Source organism: Streptomyces sp. YKOK-I1, assembly GCF_054660435.1.
In genome coordinates, this window is sequence record NZ_BAAGDR010000001.1 from 5,634,647 (window position 1) to 5,658,672 (window position 24,026).

25 protein-coding genes are annotated in these 24,026 nt (G+C 70.8%); 15 read left to right on the top strand and 10 right to left on the bottom strand.

Features of this window, described 5'->3' with window-relative positions; all coding sequences use genetic code 11:
- Positions 1-108: 108 nt before the first annotated feature.
- Positions 109-1,443: a DUF3500 domain-containing protein gene (locus ACYQ8Q_RS25115; protein WP_460068002.1), complete on the top strand. Its 1,335-nt coding sequence runs from the start codon at positions 109-111 to the stop codon at positions 1,441-1,443.
- 94 nt (positions 1,444-1,537) lie between these two features.
- On the top strand, positions 1,538-2,236 hold the full coding sequence (locus ACYQ8Q_RS25120) for a leucine-rich repeat domain-containing protein (RefSeq protein ID WP_460068003.1): 699 nt from the start codon (positions 1,538-1,540) through the stop codon (positions 2,234-2,236).
- 2 nt (positions 2,237-2,238) lie between these two features.
- Here the strand turns inward: ACYQ8Q_RS25120 and ACYQ8Q_RS25125 are convergent, their stop codons facing one another.
- Positions 2,239-2,754 (bottom strand): GNAT family N-acetyltransferase, encoded by a 516-nt coding sequence (locus tag ACYQ8Q_RS25125; RefSeq protein ID WP_460073476.1) that lies wholly within the window; start codon positions 2,752-2,754, stop codon positions 2,239-2,241.
- Positions 2,755-2,860: 106 nt separating this feature from the next.
- Here ACYQ8Q_RS25125 and ACYQ8Q_RS25130 point away from each other — a divergent pair, with 106 nt between their 5' ends.
- Positions 2,861-4,078: a cytochrome P450 gene (locus tag ACYQ8Q_RS25130; RefSeq protein ID WP_460068004.1), complete on the top strand. Its 1,218-nt coding sequence runs from the start codon at positions 2,861-2,863 to the stop codon at positions 4,076-4,078.
- Positions 4,079-4,084: 6 nt separating this feature from the next.
- On the opposite strand, the gene ACYQ8Q_RS25135 is transcribed toward ACYQ8Q_RS25130, so the two are convergent.
- The 3 genes from ACYQ8Q_RS25135 to ACYQ8Q_RS25145 form a co-directional block, all read right to left on the bottom strand.
- The gene (locus tag ACYQ8Q_RS25135) at positions 4,085-4,309 is read right to left on the bottom strand and encodes a hypothetical protein (protein ID WP_460068005.1); all 225 of its coding nucleotides are present in this window, start codon (positions 4,307-4,309) and stop codon (positions 4,085-4,087) included.
- 432 nt (positions 4,310-4,741) lie between these two features.
- Complete coding sequence (locus ACYQ8Q_RS25140; RefSeq protein ID WP_460068006.1) at positions 4,742-6,310, bottom strand: ABC transporter permease; 1,569 nt, start codon at positions 6,308-6,310, stop codon at positions 4,742-4,744.
- Positions 6,307-7,269, bottom strand: coding sequence for an ABC transporter ATP-binding protein (locus ACYQ8Q_RS25145; protein WP_460068007.1), 963 nt, complete (start codon positions 7,267-7,269; stop codon positions 6,307-6,309). The genes ACYQ8Q_RS25140 and ACYQ8Q_RS25145 overlap by 4 nt, the downstream gene beginning before the upstream one ends.
- 73 nt (positions 7,270-7,342) lie before the next feature.
- On the opposite strand from ACYQ8Q_RS25145, the gene ACYQ8Q_RS25150 reads away from it, so the two are divergent.
- Positions 7,343-7,828, top strand: a complete 486-nt coding sequence (locus tag ACYQ8Q_RS25150; RefSeq protein ID WP_460068008.1) for a GbsR/MarR family transcriptional regulator — start codon at positions 7,343-7,345, stop codon at positions 7,826-7,828.
- A gap of 6 nt (positions 7,829-7,834) precedes the next feature.
- On the opposite strand, the gene ACYQ8Q_RS25155 is transcribed toward ACYQ8Q_RS25150, so the two are convergent.
- Positions 7,835-9,343, bottom strand: coding sequence for an APC family permease (locus tag ACYQ8Q_RS25155; RefSeq protein WP_460068009.1), 1,509 nt, complete (start codon positions 9,341-9,343; stop codon positions 7,835-7,837).
- A 170-nt stretch (positions 9,344-9,513) separates the two neighbouring features.
- Between ACYQ8Q_RS25155 and ACYQ8Q_RS25160 the strand changes: the two genes are divergently transcribed.
- From ACYQ8Q_RS25160 to ACYQ8Q_RS25170, 3 genes are all read left to right on the top strand, one after another.
- A complete protein-coding gene (locus tag ACYQ8Q_RS25160; protein WP_460068010.1) occupies positions 9,514-10,908 on the top strand; it encodes an ethanolamine ammonia-lyase subunit EutB in 1,395 nt (464 codons plus the stop codon).
- Positions 10,905-11,663: an ethanolamine ammonia-lyase subunit EutC gene (gene eutC, locus ACYQ8Q_RS25165; RefSeq protein WP_460068012.1), complete on the top strand. Its 759-nt coding sequence runs from the start codon at positions 10,905-10,907 to the stop codon at positions 11,661-11,663. Before ACYQ8Q_RS25160 ends, eutC begins: the two co-directional genes overlap by 4 nt.
- 97 nt (positions 11,664-11,760) lie before the next feature.
- Positions 11,761-12,972, top strand: a complete 1,212-nt coding sequence (locus ACYQ8Q_RS25170) for a S8 family peptidase (RefSeq protein WP_460068013.1) — start codon at positions 11,761-11,763, stop codon at positions 12,970-12,972.
- Positions 12,973-13,072: 100 nt separating this feature from the next.
- Here ACYQ8Q_RS25170 and ACYQ8Q_RS25175 read toward each other — a convergent pair whose 3' ends face one another.
- Positions 13,073-13,924: a diacylglycerol kinase family protein gene (locus ACYQ8Q_RS25175; protein ID WP_460068014.1), complete on the bottom strand. Its 852-nt coding sequence runs from the start codon at positions 13,922-13,924 to the stop codon at positions 13,073-13,075.
- Positions 13,925-14,148: 224 nt separating this feature from the next.
- Here ACYQ8Q_RS25175 and ACYQ8Q_RS25180 point away from each other — a divergent pair, with 224 nt between their 5' ends.
- Both ACYQ8Q_RS25180 and ACYQ8Q_RS25185 read left to right on the top strand, forming a co-directional pair.
- Positions 14,149-15,432 carry an adenylosuccinate synthase gene (locus ACYQ8Q_RS25180; RefSeq protein ID WP_460068015.1) on the top strand — a complete coding sequence of 428 codons (1,284 nt, stop codon included), beginning with the start codon at positions 14,149-14,151 and terminating at the stop codon, positions 15,430-15,432.
- A 170-nt stretch (positions 15,433-15,602) separates the two neighbouring features.
- Positions 15,603-17,399, top strand: coding sequence for a bifunctional metallophosphatase/5'-nucleotidase (locus ACYQ8Q_RS25185; RefSeq protein ID WP_460068016.1), 1,797 nt, complete (start codon positions 15,603-15,605; stop codon positions 17,397-17,399).
- Here ACYQ8Q_RS25185 and ACYQ8Q_RS25190 read toward each other — a convergent pair.
- The gene (locus tag ACYQ8Q_RS25190; RefSeq protein ID WP_460068017.1) at positions 17,396-17,695 is read right to left on the bottom strand and encodes an SCO4225 family membrane protein; all 300 of its coding nucleotides are present in this window, start codon (positions 17,693-17,695) and stop codon (positions 17,396-17,398) included. The genes ACYQ8Q_RS25185 and ACYQ8Q_RS25190 overlap by 4 nt on opposite strands.
- Before the next feature lie 238 nt (positions 17,696-17,933).
- On the opposite strand from ACYQ8Q_RS25190, the gene ACYQ8Q_RS25195 reads away from it, so the two are divergent.
- Positions 17,934-19,640 carry an SGNH/GDSL hydrolase family protein gene (locus tag ACYQ8Q_RS25195; RefSeq protein ID WP_460068019.1) on the top strand — a complete coding sequence of 569 codons (1,707 nt, stop codon included), beginning with the start codon at positions 17,934-17,936 and terminating at the stop codon, positions 19,638-19,640.
- Here the strand turns inward: ACYQ8Q_RS25195 and ACYQ8Q_RS25200 are convergent.
- The gene (locus ACYQ8Q_RS25200) at positions 19,634-19,816 is read right to left on the bottom strand and encodes a DUF397 domain-containing protein (protein ID WP_460068021.1); all 183 of its coding nucleotides are present in this window, start codon (positions 19,814-19,816) and stop codon (positions 19,634-19,636) included. The two genes, ACYQ8Q_RS25195 and ACYQ8Q_RS25200, sit on opposite strands and share 7 nt — an antisense overlap.
- Positions 19,813-20,664: a helix-turn-helix domain-containing protein gene (locus tag ACYQ8Q_RS25205; RefSeq protein ID WP_460068022.1), complete on the bottom strand. Its 852-nt coding sequence runs from the start codon at positions 20,662-20,664 to the stop codon at positions 19,813-19,815. Before ACYQ8Q_RS25205 ends, ACYQ8Q_RS25200 begins: the two co-directional genes overlap by 4 nt.
- A gap of 116 nt (positions 20,665-20,780) precedes the next feature.
- Here ACYQ8Q_RS25205 and ACYQ8Q_RS25210 point away from each other — a divergent pair, with 116 nt between their 5' ends.
- From ACYQ8Q_RS25210 to ACYQ8Q_RS25230, 5 genes are all read left to right on the top strand, one after another.
- Entirely contained in the window at positions 20,781-21,176 is a 396-nt protein-coding gene (locus tag ACYQ8Q_RS25210) for a hypothetical protein (protein WP_460068023.1), read from the top strand.
- Positions 21,177-21,334: 158 nt separating this feature from the next.
- Positions 21,335-22,168, top strand: a complete 834-nt coding sequence (locus tag ACYQ8Q_RS25215; protein ID WP_460068025.1) for a hypothetical protein — start codon at positions 21,335-21,337, stop codon at positions 22,166-22,168.
- A gap of 116 nt (positions 22,169-22,284) precedes the next feature.
- Complete coding sequence (locus ACYQ8Q_RS25220; protein WP_359280601.1) at positions 22,285-22,548, top strand: hypothetical protein; 264 nt, start codon at positions 22,285-22,287, stop codon at positions 22,546-22,548.
- On the top strand, positions 22,545-22,958 hold the full coding sequence (locus ACYQ8Q_RS25225; RefSeq protein WP_460068027.1) for a PIN domain-containing protein: 414 nt from the start codon (positions 22,545-22,547) through the stop codon (positions 22,956-22,958). The genes ACYQ8Q_RS25220 and ACYQ8Q_RS25225 overlap by 4 nt, the downstream gene beginning before the upstream one ends.
- Positions 22,959-23,060: 102 nt before the next feature.
- Entirely contained in the window at positions 23,061-23,354 is a 294-nt protein-coding gene (locus ACYQ8Q_RS25230) for a hypothetical protein (RefSeq protein WP_460068028.1), read from the top strand.
- A 3-nt stretch (positions 23,355-23,357) separates the two neighbouring features.
- Here the strand turns inward: ACYQ8Q_RS25230 and ACYQ8Q_RS25235 are convergent, their stop codons facing one another.
- Positions 23,358-24,008: a hypothetical protein gene (locus ACYQ8Q_RS25235; RefSeq protein ID WP_460068029.1), complete on the bottom strand. Its 651-nt coding sequence runs from the start codon at positions 24,006-24,008 to the stop codon at positions 23,358-23,360.
- Positions 24,009-24,026 lie beyond the last annotated feature (18 nt).

Consider the following 24,026-nt stretch of genomic DNA (forward strand, 5'->3'; position numbering starts at 1 on the left):
GCGGGCTTGTCCCCGGTGCTTAAGGCCTGCCTAAGTTGGCTGCTCCAGAGTCTTCGGCAGGCGGCCGGTCCAGTGGGGGCGGGCATATGAACAAGGGGATCAGGGACGATGACCGAGCTCGACACCGGTGAGCCGACGGCCCGCGAGCCGCAGTCCGAAACCGGCGGCCGTGCTCACGCGAGCCGCCGCAACTTCATGCGCAAGGTGTTCTTCGCGTCCGGCGCCACGGCCGTCGCGACCATGGCCGGCGCGGGCGCCTGGGCGGCGATGGCGGACGACGCGACGCCGACCGCCGACGCCTCCGCCGCCCCGAGCGGAGCGCCCAGCGGCGGCCCGGGCGGCGGTACCGGCGGTCCGGGCAACATGTCGATCACCGAGGAGTTCTTCGGTCTGACCACCGACGGGAACCGGATCGACGACCTGTTCACGATCCACTCCACCAAGGTGGCCACCGCCCCGGTGATCTCCGCGGCGAACGCCTTCCTGGCCGGTCTCACCGACACCCAGAAGACCTCGACGCAGTTCACGGTGCACTCCACCGAGTGGCGGCTGTGGAGCAACGTCGACTCCTACGAGCGCCAGGGCGTCTCCCTCGCCGATCTGAGCGACGACCAGAAGGCCCTGGGCACGGCCCTGCTGAAGGCCGCCCTGAGCGCGGACGGCCTGGAGACGACGGAGAAGATCCGGAAGATCAACCAGGCGGCCGGCGAGGCGATCGGCAACACGAACTCCTTCAACGAGGACGCCTACTACTGGACCGTGATGGGCACCCCCTCGGACAGCGAGCCCTGGGGCTTCCAGTTCGACGGCCACCACCTGGTGATCAACTACTTCGTGCTCGGCGACCAGGTCGTCATGAGCCCCTGCTTCTGGGGCTCGGAGCCGACCTCGATGGAGATCGACGGCGAGACGGTGACGGTGTGCCACGAGGAGGTCGTCGCCGGCCTCGCGTTCATCAACTCCCTCACCACCGCCCAGCAGGCCGTGGCGATCGAGTCGACGACCAAGTCCAACGAGTCGATGAAGGCGGGGGCGTTCTCCGACAACACCGTCCAGGCGTACACCGGCATCCGGGGCAACGCCCTGACCGCCGCCCAGAAGAAGAAGCTCCTCGGGATCGCCGAGGCGTTCGTGGGCCGCGCCAAGGCCGACGCCGCGAAGGTGCGCATGGCGGAGATCCGGGGGCACCTCGACGACACCTATGTCACCTGGGCCGGCGGCACCGGCGACGACGACGCCTTCTACGTGCGCGTCCACAGCCCGGTCGTCTGGATCGAGGTCGACTGCCAGGCCCCCGGCCCGCTGGCCGGCGCGTACGGCGCGACCCAGGGCAGCGGCGCCACCCAGAAGCACGTCCACTCGATCATCCGTACCCCCAACGGCAACGACTACGGGAGGGAGCTCCTCAGGCAGCACTACCTGACGTCGCCGCACCACCGGTGACCTCTCCCGCGTGACCACCGGGCCGGATCCCCCCGTCATTCCGGCCCGGTTCCACGCATGGTCCGGACGCCCGCCGCTGGGTAGGTTGTGCGCCATGACCGAGGGCGGGGAAGAGCGGGCGCGGCAGTGGTGCGGGTGCGCGTGGCCGCGGACGGACGTACCGCCGCCGGCCGGGACCCGGATCCACACCGAACAGCAGGACACCTCGGCGCCGGGCTGGCTGCGACTGCTCGACCTGGTCGAGGAGGCGGCCGCCGACGGGCGCGAGGAGTTCGCACCGCTGCGCGGACTCCCCTTCGAGCACCGGCAGCAGATCGTCACCCTCCCGCCGACCATCGCCCAGCTCACGGCCGTACGGCATCTGATGCTCTACGGCAGCAACCTCGTCCGGATCCCGCCGGAGATCGGCGCCATGGAGAGCCTGGAGGAGTTCACCCCGTACACCTCCTACCGGCTGCACTGGTTCCCGTACGAACTGACCCGCTGCCGGAAGCTGCGCGCCAGCACGGTCAGCACACGCGCGCTGTACGGCAACTTCAAGAACCGCATGCCGTTCCCCGCCCTGCACACACCGGCCCTGCCGGCCCAGGCGTGCGGTGTCTGCGCCGGCCCGCTGCCCCCGACGGGCCACGAACAGGTCTGGATCTCCCTCGGCGTCGCCACGGACGTCCTGCCCCTCCTGGTCGACGCCTGTTCCCGGGCCTGCCTGGACGCCCTGCCCACCCCCGCGGCCCACCACGTCCCCACGCCCCACCGCGGTGGCCCGTCGGTGGCCCAGCCACCCGCCCGCTGACCTCACATCGGCAGGGACAGCAGCCGCACGGACCCGGACGGCCAGGTCGCGTCCTCGACCAGCGGGGTCCACATCGTGCGCAACGGCATGTCGACGGCACCTCCCGGCTGCTCGACCCGCGTCCCACCGGCCGACACCCGCCAGCCGAGACGCTCGTAGACGGGGACGAGGCTCGGCCGGCAGAAGAGCAGCCCGAACTCCGCGCCGGTGCCGCGGGCGTGCTCCGTCGCGGCCGTCACCACCAGCCGGGCCAGCCCCTGTCCCCGGACCTCGGGCGCCACGACGACACCACCGAGGCCGGCCACCCGGACCGGGGCACCGCCCCCGGCCGACACCGACGTCTCCACCAGCCCGGCGTGCGCCACGAGCCGGCCGTCGTGCCGCACCCCGAAGTGCACGTCCTTGTCCCGCCACGTCAGACCCGTCGCCCCGGTCCCGAACGGGTCGGCGACACCCCCGGTGATCTCGTCCCGGTCCGCCGGGGTGTAGCGGGCGAGCCGGACGACGGACATCGGCATGGTGGTCACTTCGGTCACTTCCTCTCGGTCGACTGACCACCGCCTCCCCACCCCGGCCGCGCGGCAACCCCTGGTCAGCGGGTCGATCAGCGGTTAGCGTCCGTGCATGGCAGCAGCTGACGACCTTCGTTTCGACCCGTGGGACCCGGCGTTCCTCGCCGACCCCTACCCCGCCTACGCCGAGCTGCGGGAGCGGGGGCGGGTGATCCACTACGCGCCGACCGACCAGTGGCTCGTCCCGCATCACGCGGACGTGTCGGCGCTGCTGCGGGACCGGCGGCTGGGGCGGACGTATCAGCACCGGTTCACCCACGAGGACTTCGGGCGGACGGCACCCCCGGCCGAGCACGAGCCGTTCCACACGCTGAACGACCACGGGATGCTGGACCTGGAACCGCCGGACCACACCAGGATCCGGCGGCTGGTGTCGAAGGCGTTCACCCCGCGCACGGTCGAGCAGCTCAAGCCGTACGTCACCCGGCTCGCGGGGGAGCTGGTGGACCGGCTGGTGGAGTCGGGCGGGGGCGATCTGCTGAGCGAGGTCGCCGAACCGCTGCCCGTGGCCGTGATCGCCGAGATGCTCGGGATACCGGAGGCCGACCGTGCGCCGCTGCGGCCCTGGTCGGCGGACATCTGCGGGATGTACGAGCTGAACCCGTCCGAGGACACCGCCGCGCGGGCGGTACGGGCCTCCGTCGAGTTCTCCGCCTATCTGCGTGAGCTGATCGCGGCCCGCCGCAAGGAACCGGGCGACGACCTCATCTCCGGGCTGATCGCCGCGCACGACGAGGGCGACCGGCTCACCGAGCAGGAGATGATCTCCACCGCGGTGCTGCTGCTCAACGCCGGGCACGAGGCGACCGTGAACGCCACGGTCAACGGCTGGTCGGCTCTCTTCCGCAACCCCGGGCAGCTCGCCGCGCTCCGCGCCGACCACACGCTCGTCCCCGCCGCCGTCGAGGAGCTCATGCGGTACGACACCCCGCTCCAGCTCTTCGAGCGGTGGGTGCTGGACGACATCGAGGTCGACGGGACGACGATCCCCCGGGGCGCCGAGGTCGCCCTGCTCTTCGGCTCCGCCAACCACGACCCGGCGGTGTTCGCGCACCCCGAGCGGCTGGACCTCACCCGGGCGGAGAACCCGCACATCTCGTTCTCCGCCGGCATCCACTACTGCATCGGCGCGCCGCTGGCCCGGATCGAACTGGCCGCCTCGATGACGGCCCTGCTGGAGAAGGCCCCGACGCTGGCGCTCGCGGAGGAGCCGAAGCGCAAGCCGAACTTCGTGATCCGGGGCCTGGAAGGACTGAGCGTCACCTTGTGATCCGCCTCAACGGCGCCCGGTGAGGCGGCTGACCACCGCCCACAGGACCAGTCCCGCCGCCGTTCCGGCCAGCAGCGCGAGCGGCAGTTCCAGGTAGAGGACGCTCAGGTCGGGGGCCTGCTCGAAGCGCCAGAGCCGGGAGCGGACGTCGACCGACCACACCGCGAGACCCGCCCCCGCCCCGAGGACCGCACTCAGACATCCGACGGCCGCCTGCACCCGCTGCCCCATACCCACAGGGGACGCCCGCGGGCCGCCGCTGGTTTCCCGGGCCGATACCGGGTCCACGGACTCTCCGCAACACCACCGACCTCCCGACCCCCGCCGACCTCCGGCTTCCTGGACACTTCCGGCCGCCGACCGCCCGCTTCCCGGCCGTCGCCGGTCTCCCGGGTCGGTGCCGGGTTCGCGGAGGTTCCGGGACACCACCGACCTCCCGACCCCCACCGACCTCCCGACCCCCGCCGACCTCCCGGCGCCCGCCGCCGACCTCCGGCTTCCCGGACACGTCCGGTCTCCCGGCCGCCGCCGACCGCTAGCCTCCCGGCCGCCGCCGCCGCCGACCGCCCGCCTCCCGGCCGCTTCCCGGCGCCCGCCTCCCGACCGCCCGCCTCCCGGTCGGCGCCGGGATCCCCTGCTGATGGGGGTTTCCGGGGCCCGGGCTCAGGTGGTCAGGTCCCGGTGCCGTAGTCCTGCCAGCCCCCCGGCCACCAGTACCCCCGACAGGGTCGCCAGTAGTCCCAGCGGGGCCCAGTGCATCTCGCCGCCCGGCAGCTTGGGCAGGTGGCCGAAGGGGGAGAGGTCCAGGACGAGCTGCGGGGCGTCCAGGGCCGGGCCGATCCAGCCGATGAGCAGGACCGCGCCCGCCACGCCCCACGCGGCCGGCGCCAGCCGGGGTGCCGTGCCGTACAGCAGGACCGCGAGCCCGCCGACCACCCACACCGCCGGGAGCTGAACCAGGCACGCGGCCAGGATGGGGCCCGCCTCCTTGCCGTACCCCACGACGAAACCGAGCCCGGCGAGCAGCATGATCAGGGCGGCGCCGCCGAAGGCGATCAGCAGATGGCCGCCGGCCCAGCGCAGCCGGCCCACCGCGTTCGCGAGGACCGGTTCCGCCCGGCCGGAGGTCTCCTCACCGTGCAGCCGCAGCACCGAGGCGACCACGTACAGGGAGGCGATCAGACCCAGCATGCCGACCATCGCCGCGAGGAAGGCGTCGGTCAGTCCCGACTGGCCGCCCATCCGTTCGAAGATCTCGCGCGCCTTGACGTTGTCGGCGACGAGGTCGGCCGCGCCGTCCGTCAGCCCGCCGTAGACGACTCCGGCGAGGAAGAAGCCGACGCTCCAGCCCAGCACCCCGCCCCGCTGGAGCCGCAGGGCCAGTGCGCCCGCCGACGCCAGCCGGCCGGTGGCGGGTCCCGGGCGGGTCGGCAGGAAGCTCATGCCGACGTCCCGGCGCCCCGCCAGCCAGTAGGCCACGGCCGCCTGGACCGCCACCGCGCCCGCGAACAGGCCCAGCACCCACCACCGTTCGTCCGCGAACGCCCGCAGGTTCTCCAGCCAGCCCAGCGGGGACACCCAGGTCAGCACCGAAGACCCGTCGTCGGTGGCCGAGTCGCCCGCCGCCCGCAGGACGAAGGCCGCGCCCAGCACCGCCGCCGTCAGGCCCCGGGCCAGCCGCGCGCTCTCGGTGAGCTGCGCGACGATCGCCGCCATGGTGGCGAACACCATCCCGACCCCGGCCAGCCCGAGGCCGAACGCGACCGCGCCCGCCGCCCCCTGCCCGGCCAGGCCCGCCGTCACCAGCAGCCCGAGGACCGCGCTCGCGATCCCCGCCGCGAGCAGCGCCGCCGTCAGCGAGGCACGTCGGCCGACCGCGCCGGACGCGATCAGCTCCTGCCGCCCGCTCTCCTCCTCGTCCCGGGTGTGCCGTACGACGATCAGCAGGGCGGTGACGGCGGCGAGTCCCCCCGCGAAGACACCGACCCGCCAGGCGGTGAGCGCGCCGAGGGAGTCGTCGAAGACCGGCCCGAGCAGCGCACGGAAGGAGGAGTTGGTGGACATCTGACGGAGCAGGTCGGCGCGTTCGGCGGGGGTGCTGTACAGGCCCTTCAGGGTGGTCGGCATCGACAGGACCGTCAGGGAGTTCACGGCCACCCAGACGGGGATCAGCACCCGGTCGCGGCGGAGCGCGAAGCGCGTCAGCGTGCCGGTGCCCGCGAGGGCCGTCATCGGGCCTCCTCCTGGACCTCGTCCTGGACCTCTTCCCGGTCCTCCTCCTGGACCTCTTCCCGGTCCTCGTCCTGAGCCTCTTCCTGGTAGTGGCTCAGGAAGAGTTCCTCGAGGGTCGGCGGGGTCGAGGTCAGCGACCGTACCCCCGAGTCCGTCAACGACCGCAGGACGGCGTCGAGTTTGTCGGTGTCGACCTGGAGGCGGACCCTCCTGCCCCGGACGTCGAGGTCGTGGACGCCGGGCAGGGCGGCCAACCCGTTGGGCGGGCCCGCGAGTTCGGCCGTGACGCTGGTCCGGGTCAGATGGCGCAGGTCGGCGAGCGAACCGCTCTCCACCGTGCGGCCCTTGCGGATGATGCTGACCCGGTCGCACAACTCCTCGACCTCGCTGAGGATGTGGGACGACAGCAGGACCGTACGGCCCCGGTCCCGCTCCTCCTCCACACAGCGCTGGAAGACCTCCTCCATCAGCGGGTCCAGGCCCGAGGTCGGCTCGTCCAGGATGAGCAGGTCGACGTCCGAGGCGAACGCGGCGACCAGGGCGACCTTCTGCCGGTTGCCCTTGGAGTAGGTCCGGCCCTTCTTGGTGGGGTCCAGCTCGAAGCGGTCGATCAGGCCGGCGCGACGGGCGGGGTCCAGGCCGCCGCGCAGCCGGCCGTAGAGGTCGATGACCTCGCCGCCGGAGAGGTTGCGCCAGAGGGTGACGTCCCCGGGGACGTACGCGATCCTGCGGTGCACCTCGACGGCGTCCGACCACGGGTCGCGGCCGAGGATCCGCGCGGCGCCGGAGTCGGCGCGCAGCAGGCCGAGCAGGACGCGGATGGCGGTGGACTTGCCGGCCCCGTTCGGGCCGAGGAAGCCGTGCACCTCGCCCCGCTCGACCTCCAGGTCGAGGCCGTCGAGCGCGTGGGTGCGGCCGAAGGACTTGTGGAGTCCGGACACCGTGATGGCCTTCGTCATGCCTCCGAACGTACGCTTCTTTCAGAAATTTGTGAAGTTAAGGAAGAGAGTGAAGCGACGTTAGGATGACGGCATGAGCGAGAACGGACGGGACGCGGAGGCCGTGTCGAGGTTCGTCGAGTCCTTCGCGGCGCAGCTCGTGGAGGCGGGTGTGCCGCGCATGCCGGCCCGGATCTTCTCCGCGCTGCTCGCCTCCGACACCGGGGTGCTGACCTCGGCCGAGCTGAGCGAGCTGCTGCGGATCAGCCCCGCCGCCGTCTCCGGCGCGGTGCGCTACCTGGCGCAGGTGCACCTTGTCTCCCGCGAGCGCGAGCCCGGTTCCCGGCGGGAGCGGTACCGCGTGCACAGTGACCAGTGGTACGAGGCGCTCACCAATCGTGAGGCGATCCTCAAGCGCTGGGAGGAGGCGCTGAGGGCCGGGATCGCCAGCCTCGGAGCCGACACCCCGGCGGGGAGTCGGCTGGCCGAGACGCTGGCGTTCTTCGAGTTCGTGGAGCGGGACGTCGCCGAGATGATGGAGCGCTGGCGCGTCCACCGCGAACGGACCTTCGGACACTGACCGGGGTCAGCGCTCCCTGGTCTCCTCCAGGACCGTCCGGCCCAGCAGCAGATAGCGCTCGGGGGAGCGCCGCTTGAGGTACTGCGCGTAGCCGATGCCCGCCACCGCGATCAGGGCGACCAGCCACGGGGTCGCCTTCAGCACCAGCGAACCCGACTCCGTGCCGGCCGCGACGCCCATGTTGGACACCAGCAGCGCCACCACCGCGAGCATGGCGACCCCGCCGGTCAGCGGGGCGGCGAAGGTCCGGAACCAGTGCCGGCTCTCGGGGTGGTGCGAGCGGAAGTACGCCAGCACGGCGAACGAGCACACCGCCTGCACGACCAGGATCGCCATGGTGCCGAGGATCGCGAGCAGGACGTACGTCCCGGTGTACGGGTCCTTGCCGGCGGCCCAGAACGCGCCGATCAGGACCGCCGAGACGATCGTCTGGACGAGGCCCGCGATGTGCGGGGAGCCGTGCCGGGCGTGGGTGCGGCCGACGGTGCGCTGGAGGGACGGCAGGACGCCTTCCCGGCCGAGGGCGTACATGTAGCGGGCGGCGCAGTTGTGGAAGGCCATGCCGCAGGCCAGCGAGCCCGTGATCATCAGCCACTGCATGACGACGACCGCCCAGTGGCCGACGTACTGCTCGGTGGGGGTGAAGAACAGGGCCAGCGGGTCGTCGGTGGCGACCTTCACGGCCTGCGACTCGCCCGTGCCGGTGATCGCCATCCAGGAGACGAAGACGTAGAAGACGCCGACGCCGAGCACGGAGATCATCGTCGCCTTGGGGATGATCCTCTTCGGGTTGCGGGACTCCTCGCCGTACATCGCCGTCGACTCGAAGCCGACCCACGACCAGAAGGCGAAGAACAGTCCGAGGCCGGCCGAGGTGCCCTTGAAGGCGTTCACCGGGTTGACCGGGTCGAGGCTGAAGCCGTCGGGGCCGCCGCCGTGCAGGGCGACCGAGACCGCCATCGCGGCGAGGATCGTCACCTCGGTGGCCAGCAGCACGACCAGCAGCTTCTCGGCGACCGAGACGCCGAACCAGGTGCCGGTCGCGTTGATGGCGAGCATCAGGACCGCGAACGCCCACCACGGGATGTGCAGCCCCGTCTGGTCCTTCAGGGTCGTGGTGGCGAAGGTCGAGAAGATGCCGATCAGCGCGGGCTCGAACACGACGTACGCGAAGGTCGCGAGCAGCCCGGAGGCCAGGCCGACCGTGCGGCCGAGGCCGTAGGAGATGAAGCCGTAGAAGGCGCCCGTGGAGGTGATGTGCTTCGCCATCGAGGTGAAGCCGACGGAAAAGATCGCCAGGACGACCATTGCGACGAGATAGCTCGCCGGGGCGCCGATGCCGTTCCCGGCGGACACCATGAAGGGCACGTTGCCCGTCATCGCGGTGATCGGCGCGGCCGTCGCGACGGCCATGAAGACCACGCCCAGCAGGCCCACGGCGTTGGGTTTGAGCCGGTGAACTGCGCCTACGTCACTCGTCTGGGTCGCCGGGGCGATGCCCTCGTCCACTGCCATCGGGTGGCCCCTCTCCTTATGCCGTCCATAGGTGTGCTGGACCGGAACTCTTCAGTCCGAATGAGTCGATCAGGGGGGTCGGGGCGTTAAATGTTTGTCAACCAGACCTTTAGAACCGTTGGAAATCTGAGGGAAACACCGGGCTCACACCGGGCTCGTACGGTCGCGCCATGAGCGTCTACACGACCGTCCTCGGCGGCGAGCGGCACCGCTTCGGCTCCCTCGCCCGCCTCCTCGCCGCGGCGAGCCCCGAACGCTCCGGCGACCGTCTGGCCGGCCTCGCGGCCCGTACCGCCAGGGAGCGGGTCGCGGCGCGCTGGGCCCTCGCGGACGTCCCCCTGACCGACTTCCTCACCGAGCCCCTCATCCCGTACGAGGACGACGACGTCACCCGGCTCATCCTCGACACCCACCAGCGGGCCGCCTTCGCGCCGGTCGCCTCGATGACCGTCGGGGAACTGCGGGAATGGCTGCTGTCCGAGGCCGCGGACACGGCCGCGCTGACCGCGCTCGCGCCGGGCCTGACCCCGGAGATGGCCGCCGCGGTGTCGAAGCTGATGGGGAACGCGGACCTGGTCGCGGTCGCGCGGAAGGTGCGGGTGGTGACCGCCTTCCGCTCCACGATCGGGCTGCCGGGCCGTCTCGCGACCCGCCTCCAGCCCAACCACCCGACGGACGACCCCGCGGGCGTCGCGGCCGCCCTCCTGGACGGTCTGCTGCTGGGCTCCGGCGACGCGGTGATCGGCATCAACCCGGCGACCGACAGCCCGAAGGCCGTACGCGACCTGCTGGAGCTGCTCGACGGGGTGATCGGCCGCTACTCCATCCCCACCCAGTCCTGCGTCCTGAGCCATGTCACGACGACCGTCGGCCTGATGGAGCGCGGGGCGCCCGTCGACCTCGTCTTCCAGTCCATCGCGGGCACCCAGGCCGCCAACGCCTCCTTCGGCGTCACCCTCGGCCTGCTCGACGAGGCGTACGAGGCCGCCCTCGCCCTGGACCGGGGGACCGTCGGACGCAACGTCATGTACTTCGAGACCGGCCAGGGCAGCGCCCTGTCGGCCGGCGCGCACCACGGGGTCGACCAGCAGACGGCCGAGGCACGGGCGTACGCGGTCGCCCGCCGCTACGACCCGCTCCTGGTGAACACGGTCGTCGGCTTCATCGGCCCCGAGTACCTCTACGACGGCCGGCAGATCCTCCGCGCCGCCCTGGAGGACCACTTCTGCGGCAAGCTCCTCGGCCTGCCCATGGGCCTGGACATCTGCTACACCAACCACGCCGACGCGGACGACGACGACATCGCCACCATGCTCACGATGCTCGGCGTGGCCGGGGCGTCCTTCGTGATCTGCACCCCGGGCGGCGACGACATCATGCTCAACTACCAGTCGGCCTCGTACCACGACGCGCTCTATCTGCGGGAGGTGCTGGGGCTGCGCCCGGCGCCGGAGTTCGAGGCATGGCTGGACTCGATCGGGCTGCTGGACGACCGCGGTGGCATCCGCGAGATCTCCGGTACGGCCCACCCCTTGACGGCGATCGGACGGGAGCTCGCGGCATGACGGACGTATCCCTGGTCAACGGTGAACTGTGGCCCGCCCTGCGCCGCCGCACCCAGGCCCGTATCGGCCTCGGCCGGGCCGGCGCCGCGCTGCCCACCCGGCACCGGCTGGAACTCCAGGCCGCGCACGCCGCCGCCCGGGACGCGGTGCACTCGCCGTTCGTCCCGGACACGGTGGCCGCAGCGCTGCCGGGCCTTGCGACGGTACGGGTCCGCAGCGCCGCCCCCGACCGGCTCACCTACCTCCAGCGCCCCGACCTGGGCCGCCGGCTGGAGCCCGTGGACCGGGCGCATCTCCCGGTCGGCGACTGGGACGTCGTCTTCGTCGTCGCGGACGGGCTCTCCAGCCGGGCGGTGCACGAGCACGCGGCGGCGCTGGTGCGGGCGACGGTGGAGCGCCTGCCCGGCTGGAACCTGGCCCCCGTCGTCCTCGCCGAACAGGCCCGCGTGGCCCTCGGCGACGACGTGGCGACGGCGATGGGCGCGACGGCGGTGGTCGTCCTGATCGGCGAACGCCCCGGCATGTCGGCGGCGGACTCCCTGGGCGCGTACCTCACGTACCGCCCGGTGCCGGGTACGACCACCGACGCCGACCGCAACTGCCTGTCCAACATCCGGCCGCCGCTGGGCCTGTCGTATGAGCTGGCGGCGGGGAAGCTGGCGGGGTTGCTGGGGAGGGCCCGGGAGCTGGGGATCTCCGGGGTGGCGCTGAAGGACGAGACCGACTCCGCGGACATGGCGGAGGCGCTGCACTGAGCCGGGACAGCGTCATACGCAGCAACCGGACACCACAAAAGGGCGAACCCTCTCGCGTGACGGAACCTTTCGGTCCGGCCGAGGAACGTTCTTCGGCATGCGAGACATCTTCACGATCCGGCGCCGGTTCGGCGCAGCCGTCGCCGCGTTCGTCGCGGCCGCCACGGTGGGAGGCGGTGCCGTCCTCCCCGCCGAAGCGGCTCCGGCCGCCGTGGGAAAGGTTCTGCGAGAGAACTCACCCACCGGCATCGACAACAGTTACCTCGTCGTCCTGAAGCAGTCGGTCCGGTTCAGGGCGGCCTCTCCGAAGGGCACCCAGCTGGCCGCCAAGTACGGCGCCAGGGTGGACAAGGCCTACGGCTCGGCGGTGAACGGCTATGCCGTCAGTGTCAGCGCGGCCGGGGCAAGGAGCTTCGCGGAGGACCCGTCCGTCGCGTTCGTCGAGAAGAACCAGAGACTCGCCCTCGACGCGACCCAGGCCGACCCGCCCTGGGGACTGGACCGCATCGACCAGGCAGCGCTTCCGCTCAGCAGGACCTACACCTACCCGGACACGGCGGGCAAGGGCGCCACGGTGTACGTCATCGACACCGGGGTGCGCATCACGCACCAGCAGATCGCCGGGCGCGCCGTCTACGGCTACGACGCGGTCGACGGCGACGGCATTGCCGCCGACGGCCACGGCCACGGCACCCATGTGGCCACGACGATCGCCGGCACCACGTACGGAGCGGCCAAGGCCACCAAGATCGTGGCGGTGCGCGTGCTCGGCAACGACGGTTCCGGTACGACGTCCGGAGTCATCGCCGGCGTGGACTGGGTCACCGCGCACCGTGTCCGCCCCGCGGTCGCCAACATGTCGCTCGGCGGCGGCGCCAGCACCGCGCTGGACACCGCGGTGAACAACTCCATCGCCTCCGGTGTCACGTACACCGTCGCCGCCGGCAACTCGAACACGAACGCCGGCGGGAGCTCACCCGCCCGCGTGAGCGCCGCGATCACCGTCGGCGCCACCACCAACACCGACTACCGGGCCAGCTACTCCAACTACGGGCCGGTCCTGGACCTGTTCGCCCCCGGATCGTCGATCACGGCCGGCTGGTACACCAGCGACACCGCCACAGCCACCCTGTCCGGCACCTCGATGGCCGCTCCGCATGTCGCCGGCGCCGCGGCCGTCTACCTCACCGCCCACCCCACCGCCGGCCCGGCGGACGTCCGGAACGCCCTCGTCGCCGGAGCGACCAACGGCGTCCTGCACAGCGTCGGCCTCGGCTCACCCAACAGGCTCCTCAGAGTCGTGCCCTGACCGGTCGCCCTGACCCAAGGACGCGGGCCCGGCCCGGGGTCTCCCGCCCCGGGCCGGGCCCGGCGGTGCGCCAGGACGTCGTCGACCCCCTGTGCGGCCCCTACCCCCGCCCCACCGGCAGCACCAGCCCCAGCTCCCCCTCCCGCACCGTCCACGTCCGCCTGCGCACCGGCCCCAGCACGCCCGCGTCCGCCCGGTAGCGGAAGTCCGCGCCCGAGACGGTCACCGTGCGCCCCCTGGCCTCCAGCGGCGCCGCCTCCGCGCCCACCGACAGGGGCCGGACCACCACCTCCGCCTCCCCGGACGCCCCCGGGGTCACCGACACCGCCTCCACCGGCTGGTCGAGGTCGACCAGGGTCACCCCGTCCACCTCGACCCGCAGCCGGGCCGGGCCCGGCGGGACAGGGGCGGAGACGGGGCGCGGGGGACGCGAGGGGACGAGGGTGCGGACGAGGGACTGGAGCCAGGGCCGCCCGCCGGCCGCCGCCGTCTCCTCCTGCGTCGCGAGCTGCTGGAGCGGCGGGATCCGCAGCGCCCCCAGCACCACCCCGTCGCTGTCGTCCACCAGCAGGTCCAGCCGCCGCTCGGCGCCGTCGAGGACGGCCCGCGCCGCCGCGACGGCCCCCGTGGGGATCCCCAGGGCGTGCGCCACACCCAGCACGGTGCCCACCGGCACCATCGACAGCACACATCCGGCCAGCTCCCGCTGCCGGTGCAGCAGCGACACCGTCCGGGTCAGGGTGCGGTCGTCACCGATCACGACCGGCCGCCGCGAACCCCGCCGGGCCAGCACCCGGGCGAACTCCTCCGGGCTCTCCGGAAGACACACCTTCGTACTCGCCGCACCCGCGCTGAGCACGTCTTTCGCGATCCGTACGGACTCCCCGTCGGCCCTCCGGGCAATCGGATCGATGATCACCAGCAGCTGGTCCGGCGTCGCGAAAGTCGCCACCTCGGTCCTGCCTCGCTTCCTCGGGTAGCATCTTTGTGCAAGAGCCCCTTGCGCTATTGCGCCAGGGGCTTCGTCTATTCCGGGGCATCCGGGTCCGACGGTGTGCGACCAACGACGGTCGCGGAACTGCGGCCAACGACGGTCGCGGTGCACGCGGTGGTGGAAAAAGCCTCCGCGTACGCCCCTGACCTTGGACATGCCCCACCCGGAAGGGGTGTACGCGCGTGCCCGCACTTGTGCTGCTCGGTGCTCAGTGGGGTGACGAAGGCAAGGGAAAGGCCACCGATCTACTCGGCGGCTCGGTGGACTACGTAGTGCGCTACCAGGGCGGCAACAACGCCGGCCACACGGTCGTCGTCGGTGACCAGAAGTACGCACTCCACCTCCTCCCTTCCGGAATCCTGTCGCCCGGCTGTACGCCGGTCATCGGTAACGGCGTCGTCGTCGACCCGTCGGTCCTGCTCTCCGAGCTGAGCGGTCTGAACGAGCGAGGCGTGGATACGTCGAAGCTCCTGATCAGCGGCAACGCGCACATCATCACCCCGTACAACGTCACTGTCGACAAGGTGACGGAACGCTTCCTCGGAAAGCGCAAGATCGGCACGACCGGGCGCGGGATCGGTCCGACATATGCGGACAAGATCAACCGCGTGGGCATCCGGGTCCAGGACCTCTACGACGAGTCGATCCTCACCCAGAAGGTGGAGGCTGCGCTCGACGCCAAGAACCAGCTCCTCACCAAGCTGTACAACCGCCGCGCGATCGCCGTCGACCAGGTCGTCGAGGAACTGCTGGGCTACGCGGAGAAGCTCGCCCCGTACGTCACCGACACGGTCCTGGTGCTGAACCAGGCCCTGGAGGAGAACAAGGTCGTCCTGTTCGAGGGCGGCCAGGGCACCCTCCTCGACATCGACCACGGCACGTACCCCTTCGTCACCTCCTCCAACCCGACCGCGGGCGGCGCCTGCACCGGCTCCGGCGTGGGCCCGACGAAGATCAGCCGGGTCATCGGCATCCTCAAGGCGTACACGACCCGCGTCGGCTCGGGCCCGTTCCCGACCGAGCTGTTCGACGAGGACGGCGAGGCGCTGCGCCGGATCGGCGGCGAGCGGGGCGTCACCACCGGCCGTGACCGGCGCTGCGGCTGGTTCGACGCGGTCATCGCCCGCTACGCGACCCGCGTGAACGGCCTGACCGACTTCTTCCTCACCAAGCTCGACGTCCTGACCGGCTGGGAGCAGATCCCGGTCTGCGTGGCGTACGAGATCGACGGCAGGCGCGTCGAGGAACTCCCGTACTCCCAGACGGACTTCCACCACGCGAAGCCCGTCTACGAGAGCCTCCCCGGCTGGTCCGAGGACATCACCAAGGCGAAGTCGTTCTCCGACCTCCCGAAGAACGCGCAGAACTACGTGAAGGCCCTGGAGGAGATGTCCGGCGCCCCGATCTCCGCGATCGGCGTGGGCCCGGGCCGCGACGAGACGATCGAGATCAACTCGTTCCTGTAAGTCGCCCCACCGCACGGTGACTTGGGCCGGTCTTGGACATCCTTGACCGGCCCGTGGGCTGTTCGGAGTTACGCCCGTAACTGGCGGAAGGCAAGCATCTACGCGGGTAGTTGTCTCTGCTTCCTCCCCCGTTCCAGGAGCCCCGAATGCCCGTCAGCCCCGTATCTCCCATGAACCGCCGTGAGTTCGTCCAGAAGTCGGCCGTGACCGGTGCGGCGGTGGCCGTCGCGGGAACGGCCGGCACCGACACCGCCGAGGCCGCCGAGCGCAGGCGTCCGAAGCCGCCGAAGGCCCCCCGCACCTGGACCTTCTCCATCCTCGGCACGACCGACCTGCACAGTCACGTCTTCGACTGGGACTACTACAAGGACGCCGCCTACAGCGACGGCAAGGGCAACTCCGTCGGTGTCGCCCGGGTCGCCACGCTCGTCAAGCAGCAGCGGGAGGCGAAGGGCGAGGACCATGTCCTCCTCGTCGACGCCGGCGACATCATCCAGGGCACGTCACTGGCGTACTACTTCGCGCGCGTCGACCCCATCACGGACGGCGCCAGGCACCCCATGGCCGTCGCCATGAACCATATGCGCTACGACGCCGCCGCCCTCGGCAACCACGAGTTCAACTACGGCATCGACGTGCTGCGCAAGTTCGAGAAGCAGTGCCGCTTCCCGCTGCTCGGCGCGAACGCGCTGGACGCGAAGACCCTGCGGCCGGCGTTCCCGCCGTACACCGTCAAGAAGATCCGTGTCCCGGGCGCGCCCGACATCAAGGTCGGCATCCTCGGCCTCACCAACCCCGGCATCGCGATCTGGGACAAGGACAACGTCAGCGGCAGGATGGTCTTCCCCGGGCTGGTCGAGCAGGCGAAGAAGTACGTGCCGAGACTGCGGGCGCTGGGCTGTGACGTGGTCTTCCTGACCGACCACTCCGGCCTGGACGGCTCCTCGTCGTACGGCGACGCGCTCCCGTACGTGGAGAACGCCTCCAACCTCGTCGCCGAACAGGTCCCCGGCATCGACGCGATCCTCGTCGGCCACACCCATGTCGAGGTCCCCTCGTACACCGTGAAGAACGCGGAGACGGGGGAGGAGGTGCTGCTGTCCGAGCCGTACTGCTGGGGCTACCGGCTCAGCGTCTTCGACTTCGAGGTCGAGCTGGAGCACGGCCGCTGGAAGGTCGTCAGCAAGACCGCGCAGACCCTCAACCCGAACACCGTCGACGAGGACCCGGAGATCAGGAAGCTCCTGGAGGCCGACCACGAGCTGGTCGTGAAGTACGTCAACACCGCCGTCGGCACCTGCACCGCCGACCTCTCGGCGGCGGAGTCCTGCTGGAAGGACGTCCCGATCATGGACTTCATCCACGAGGTGCAGATGCAGACGGTGAAGGCGGGTCTGTCGACGGCGGACGCGGCGCTGCCGCTCATCTCGGTCGCCGCGCCCTTCTCCCGCACGGCGGACATCCCGGCCGGGGACGTCACCATCAAGGACATCGCCGGGCTCTACATCTACGACAACACGCTCTACGGCAAGAAGCTCACCGGCGCCCAGCTCAGGGACTACCTGGAGTACGCGGCGAAGTACTACCACCAGGTCCCGGCGGGCACCGCCGTGGACACCGCCACCCTCACCAACGCGAACAACTTCTGGGACTACATGTACGACACCGCGGCGGGCGTCGACTACGAGATCGACATCGCCGCGGCCGAGGGCTCCCGGATCAGGAACCTGACCTATGCCGGCGCCGCGGTCACGGACGACCAGGTCTTCGTCGTCGCGGTCAACAACTACCGGGCCAACGGCGGCTCCGGCTACCCGCACATCGCCTCCGCCGCCATCGCCTACAGCTCGACCAACGAGATCCGCCAGCTGATGATCGACTACGTCACGGCCAAGGGCACCCTGGACCCGGCGGACTTCGCCGTCACCAACTGGAGGCTGACCCAGGGCGGCACACCGGTGTTCTAGCCGGCGGTCACGGGGCGGGTCCGGGTGAGTCCCTGGTACGCGGCGCCGAGCAGGGCCGCCTGGACCACCGCCCCGACCGGCACCCCGATCAGCGCGAACTGGCTGGGCACCACCAGGAACAGCAGCGAGGTCGGGGCCGTGGCGAAGAACAGCCACACCCCGGCGAAACTGGCGTCCGCGTGCGAGAGGAACAGCGTGTCCACCGCGATCCACGCCGCGAGCGCACCCACGAGGAGCAGATAGCCGAGGGCGGCCGGGGTGCGCAGGGCGGAGAGGAGCGAGCGGTAGCCCTTCATGGGGGTGCCTCCTGGAGATCGGGTGCCTCTGTGTGATCTCCAGATTGCCGCTCACCGGTCAACGACCGCCTGAGTAGCGCTACTTATCTCAGGGTCGCGTATACCTACGCGTTGCCCCATTGTTGTCGACAGATTGTCGATCATTGCTGCAACCAGCCGGTCAACTCCACCGTATTAGAGGGCAGCCCGTCATGTTGACGGGGTTAAGTGTCGACAGTGCAGCACGGAGGAACCACGCATGACGGACATGAGACGGCGGCATCGCCGACGGGCGGGACTGCTGGGGCTGGTCCTGTCCCTGGGGCTCGCGACGGGGTGCGCGAACCTCGGGGGGAGCCCCGGCGCGGACCCCTCGCCCGTGGACGAGGGGGCCAAGGAGTCCCTCTCCTCGGCCGTCACCGCCGCCTCGGTGGCCGGTCTCGAGTACGTCGCGATGGGCAGCTCCTTCGCCGCCGGTCCGAGCATCCCGACGGTGAAGGAGGGCAGTGTCGCCGCCGCGTGCATGCGGTCGAACAACAACTACGCGAGCATCGTGGCCCGTGACACGGGCGCCAAGCTGACCGACGTCACCTGCTCCGGCGCCACCACCGCCAACATCCTCGCCGCCAGCCAGGCCGGACAGCCGCCCCAGATCAACGCCGTGAAGAGCACGACCCGGCTGGTCACGGTCACCATCGGCGGCAACGACGTCAACTACCTGGGCAGCGTGGTCTCGTACTCCTGCCAGAACAAGGGCGAGGCCAACTGCGGGACCGTCAGCACGTCGGCGATCGACACGGCCCTCGGCGCGGTGAGCGGGCGGATCCAGAACGTCGTGAAGGCCGTCCACAAGATCTCCCCGCAGGCGCGGGTGCTCCTCGTCAACTACCTGTCCGTCCTGCCCGACGGCGCCGCCTGCACCGGCGTCCCGCTCACCGCGAGCCAGCTCGCCTACGAGCGCACCGTCGCCTCCCGGCTGGCCGACGCGACCGCCGCCGCGGCGACCGTCACCGGGGCGACCCTGGTCAATGTCGCCGCCGCGAGCAAGGGCCATGACGCGTGCGGGTCCACCCCGTGGGTGGAGAAGTACAAGCCCGCCTCCGGCCGGGCCACGTACCACCCCAACGAGGCCGGCATGAAGGCGGTGGCGTCCCTGGTGAAGTACATGATCGGCACCTCCGCGCCGCTCCCCGCCGGCTGGACGCGGTGCGCCAGCGAGGGCGGCACCTGCTCCTTCACCGGCACCCGCGCGGTCGCCTTCGGCTCCGGGGCGTACGCCTACAAGACGGCGACCGGCAGCACCCCCTGCACCAGCGCCTCCTTCGGCGGCGACCCGGCCGCCGACACCATCAAGACCTGCTACGTCGCCCTCGCGGGCGGCCCCTACGGGTACACCAAGTGCGCGGCCGAGGGCGGCACCTGCAAGGTCCCCGGCTACAACCGTGACGTCGTCTTCGGCACCAACGGCAACTTCAAGCACCTCGTCACCAGCGGCAGCGTCGCCTGCACCAGCGCCAAGTTCGGCGGCGACCCGGCGGCCAATGTCGTCAAGTCCTGCTACATCGCGCCCAACGGCGCCCCGGCCGGCTGGACCAAGTGCGCGGCCGAGGGCGGCACCTGCGCGGCCGTCGCCGGCCAGCCGGTGATGTACGGCGCGTACGGCGCCTTCAACACCGCGGTCGCCGCAGGCAACACCGCCTGCACGACCGCCTCCTTCGGCGGCGACCCGCTCAGCAACGAGACCAAGTCCTGCTACACGGCCCCCGCCGCCCCGGCCGGCTACAAGGCGACCGCCTGCGCCACCCAGGGCGGCACCTGCGCCTTCACCGGCAAGCGGACCGTCGCCTACGGCGCGCGGGGCCGGTACGTCTACAAGACCCTCTCCGGCGGCACCACCTGCAAGGCGGCGGTGTTCGGCGTCGACCCGCTCTACGGCGTGGTCAAGAGCTGTTACCTCACTTACTGAGCGCGGTACTCGTCCACGAAGGCGGCCCAGGACTCGGCGGAGACGCGGAGGACCGGGCCGCCGGGGTTCTTGGAGTCACGGATGTGGGTGACTTCGGGGGAGGGGGCGACTTCGAGGCACTGACCGCCGCTGTCGTTGCTGTAGCTCGACTTGAACCATCGCAAGGTGCTGGTCATGTCTGCTCTTCTCCCGCCAACTTCCGGATGAGGCTCAGTGAGTCGTCCGGGCTCAAAGCCTGTGATCGGATCTTCGCATACCGGTGTGTGAGGCCAGCGACCTTTACGGGATCGCTGACCAGCACACTCTCGTCCTCGATCTCCATGTAGACCACGTGGTGGTGCTCCTTGGTCACCACCAGGACCATGTCGCCCCGGGTGCCCGCGTGGCTTCCCCGCAGCCCTCGATCCAGCGGCATCACCTGGAGGCTCACGTTGTCCCGTTCGGCGTCCTCGGCGAGCGACCGCAGTTGGCCGCGCAGTACGTCCCAGCCCCCGATAGGCCGTTGCAGCGCCGACTCGTCCAGGATCAGTTCGATCATCGGCTGCGGGTCCGCACGGTCGAAGAGCGTCCGGCGAGCGATTCGGGCCTCGACCAGCTCCTCCACCTTCGACTCGGGCAGTTTGGGGAAGCCTCCGCCGATCAACGCCCGTGCGTACTCGGGCGTCTGGAACAGACCATCCACCACGAAGGTCTGGTACGACGACAACGTCACCGCCTCCGCCTCCATCAGCGCGAAGTTCTTGAACTGCGACGGGTACTTGTCCAGCAGGACGTACTTGCGGGCCTTCTCGAAGACCCCGAGTCCGCCCCCGATCGTCTCTTCCAGCTTGACGAGCATCTTGTCGCTCGCGGGCTGCGCGCAAGTCTCCATCGCGCTGATCGCCGAACCGGTGTATCCGATCCGGTTCCCCAACTCCTCCTGACTCAGCTCCTGTTGCTCGCGCAGAGCCTTCGCCAGCGCAGCGACAAGCTGTGCCGTGCCGCCCGCTTCCATCTTGTTCTCTGCCCGCGCCATTGCGGTCACCCCCGAACTCAACCGAACTCAACCGGTCATCACGCCTCAGCCTCGACTCCCAACCGTTGTGCATGGTCGACTCTGAGTTATGGAAGACGGTAGGTCGGACTCCGGAAACTGGCCCCGTGAATACGCAAAGTGACCTGGACTGGCTGCCCGAAACCGGCGTTCAAGTGCGCAAGGCGGGTGTGCGGTTCGACGCCGTACGGCTGGACGGCGAGTGGGGCCGGGAGGTGGCCGACCGGCTGGCGCGGATGACCGGGGGTGACCCGGGACCGGTGATCGAGACGGCGAGCGGGCGCCGGTGCGTGTACTTCCTGGTCCCGCCGGGCAGCACGGCCCACCTGGCCTGGCCCCCGGACGTCACCCGTCTGACCAGCGGCCCGGACAAGGAGTGGTTCATCCCGGTCCCGGCCCTGGACGACATGACTTGGCCGTTCTCCTGGCGCTACCGCCCCACGGCCCCGGACCGCTTCGTCCACACGCTGCTGCTCCGCACCGCACTTCACTCCGGCGAGTGAAAAGCGAGAACTCCCGCCCAGGAAAACCCACTTCCGGCTTGCGTTCGTCGCTCTGCGTGCCCATAGAGTCACGCCAACAGAAACACCCCCGCGGTGCGCCAACACCCGGGGGCTCGACAACAGGAGCGCCAGCTCCAACAGGAAAAGCGGAGCTCCCAATGCGCATTCATCGTACGACGCCCACCCGCGCCTTTTCCGTCTTCTCGAACGCTCTCCTCCGCGACCGGAGCCTCTCCTGGTGCGCGGTAGGCGTACTGACGTACCTCCTCAGCCTCCCGAACGGCGCCCGCGCCACGATCCGAACCCTCGCCGAGCAGCGCAAGGAGGGACGGGCGCGGATCGCATCCGCCCTGCATGAGCTGGAGGAATCCCGGTATCTGCGACGGGTGGTGCGACAGGATCCGCAGACGCGTCAGTTCTCCACGGTGTACGAGGTTTTCGATACTCCGTACGAGGACGAACCCCCGGCGGGTGAACCCGAAATGGTCCAGGACCGGGCCTCCGGCGAGTCGGGAGGCGCGACCGAGGGCGCTACCCCTTACGGGGAAATCACGGTGGAACAAGAACCTCCCTCCCCGCCGTCCGAGCCGGATCCGGAGCGGGAGGGGTCGGAGGGGCCGGAGCCGAGCGAGCGCACCGTGGCCGCCGCTCGTTTCCTCGGCTCCCTCGGCCGGACGCACCCCGGGCTCACCCTCGGTGCCGCCGAGGCGCTTCGGCTCGCGCCGCTCGTGGAGGCGTGGTGGGACGCGGGGGCGAACAGCGCCCAGGTGCGAGCCGCGTTGACCGATGGGCTCCCCACCCCGGTCCACTCCCCGCGGGCCCTCATCGAGGACCGCCTGCGCCGCAAGCGCCCGGCTCCGCCGTCGCCGACCCCCGCGACGACCGTCGAGATCGCGCTGCGCAAGCCCGGCGCGGAGGCGTTCCGCGACGCGGCTCGCAGGGGTGGGGCGACGGTCCGCGCGCTGCTGCGTGGACAGCCCGCGCTCGCGTAGCCGCACACAGACTCCCGGCCGGCAGTCGCCCGTCGGGTCACTCAACCGAAAGCAACGCGATGACCGCGTTGCTCGAAAGGCCGGAGGCGACGGTATACCGGCGGTATACTTGCGTCATGGCTGACACCACCGTCAAGGTCGACCCCGCTGTCCGTGACCGTCTCATGGTGCTCGCCCGCGAGCGTGGGATGACCATGCGCGATCTGATCGCGGAACTGGCCGGGGCCACGCCCACGCAGGAGGAGCTGCGCAAGCGGTACGAGGAGACCAAGGCGTACTGCGAGACGCACTTCGGCGTGACGCTCACGGACGAGGACCACGACCGGGCCGAGAAGGTCTGGCAGGACCTGGAGGCCGGTCGGCCGGTGGACAGTCTGTGAGCGGGGCAAGGGCCGGATCGACCGGTGTCGTCTTCGACGAGTCGGCCCTGCTGGCGCTCGGCTCGGGGAATTCGCTGGCCTCGCAGTTCGTGGCGAACACCGAGCACGGGCCCACCCGGCACGTCTATGTGCCCGCGCTCTGTCTGGCCGCCGCCGACGGCATGCGCAAGGGACTCGCGGAACACGTCGGCGCGCTGCCCGCCGTCGAGATCGTCGAGCTGGACTTCGCCGGTGCCTCCACCGTGGGCGCGCTGCTGCGTGACGGAGTGGAGTGGCGGCTCGGCCACGCGATCCATCTGTCGCGGCCGACGGTCGACTGGCCGGACGGGCGGCATGTGGTGACCGTGGATCCGGACGCGTACGCGGACATGCCCCTCGTGCGGACGATCAGGTTGCCGCACCAGAGGTGAACCGAGGGGCGTCCCCAGCCAGGGGCGCCCCCCTCCGCCCGGGCATATCCTGAAATGGCCACCCGCGCGCGTCCACCCCGGAACCAGAAGAAGGTGACCGCGATGCGCATGATGCTGAAGGCGTCCATGGACACGGAGAAGGCGAACGAGCTGATCCGGAACGGGACCCTCGGGAAGTTGATCGAGGAGTCCATGGAGCAGATCAAGCCGGAGGCGGCCTACTTCACCGCGGACGGCGGCCGACGTACCGCCTATCTGTTCTTCGACCTGGCGGACCCCTCCGACCTGCCCAGGATCAGCGAGCCGTTCTTCCTGGAACTCGGTGCGGAACTCACCTATACCCCCGCGATGAACAAGGACGACGTCCGGACAGGGCTCGCGAAGCTGGGTCACTGACCGTCAGCTGAACACGATCATCGACCCCTGCGCCAGACTCCGGGTCGCCGCCGCGTGCAGCCCCAGCCAGACGTGCCGCTCGCGGGCGAAGGGGCTGGGATCGTACGGCGCGGGCACTGCCGGTTCCTCCAACTCGGTGGGCGCGGTGGGTGCCTGGGGCGGTGACGGCGGGTTCCCCGGGTCGATGCCGATCGACGGGGCGACGAACTCCAGCTCCCGGAGAAGGGACTGGGCGGACCCCAGGGGGCCGCCTCCGGCGAGGAGGTCGTCGTTCGACAGCGGGTGCGGGAAGTCGACCGGGACGTACGCGCCCGCGTGGTCGTAGTGCCAGACCAGATGGGACTGCTGGGCGGTGGACTCGAACATCTCCAGGAGCTGTTCGTAGTCGCCGCCCAGTTCGTCGACCGGGGTCACCGGCAGCCCGCACACCTGGAGCAGATAGGCGCGGCGCAGGAAGTGCAGCGCGTCGTAGTCGAAGCCGGCCACCGGGGCGACCTCCCCGGACAGCCCCGGCATGTACTGGAACACCGGCACCGGCGGCAGCCCCGCCTCCGCCAGCACCTTGTTGTACTGCGCGAGTTCGTCGGCGAACGGGTTGTCGGGGGTGTGGCACAACACGTCGACGAGCGGTACCAGCCACAGGTCACAGGCCAAAGAAGGCTCCTCCAGTCG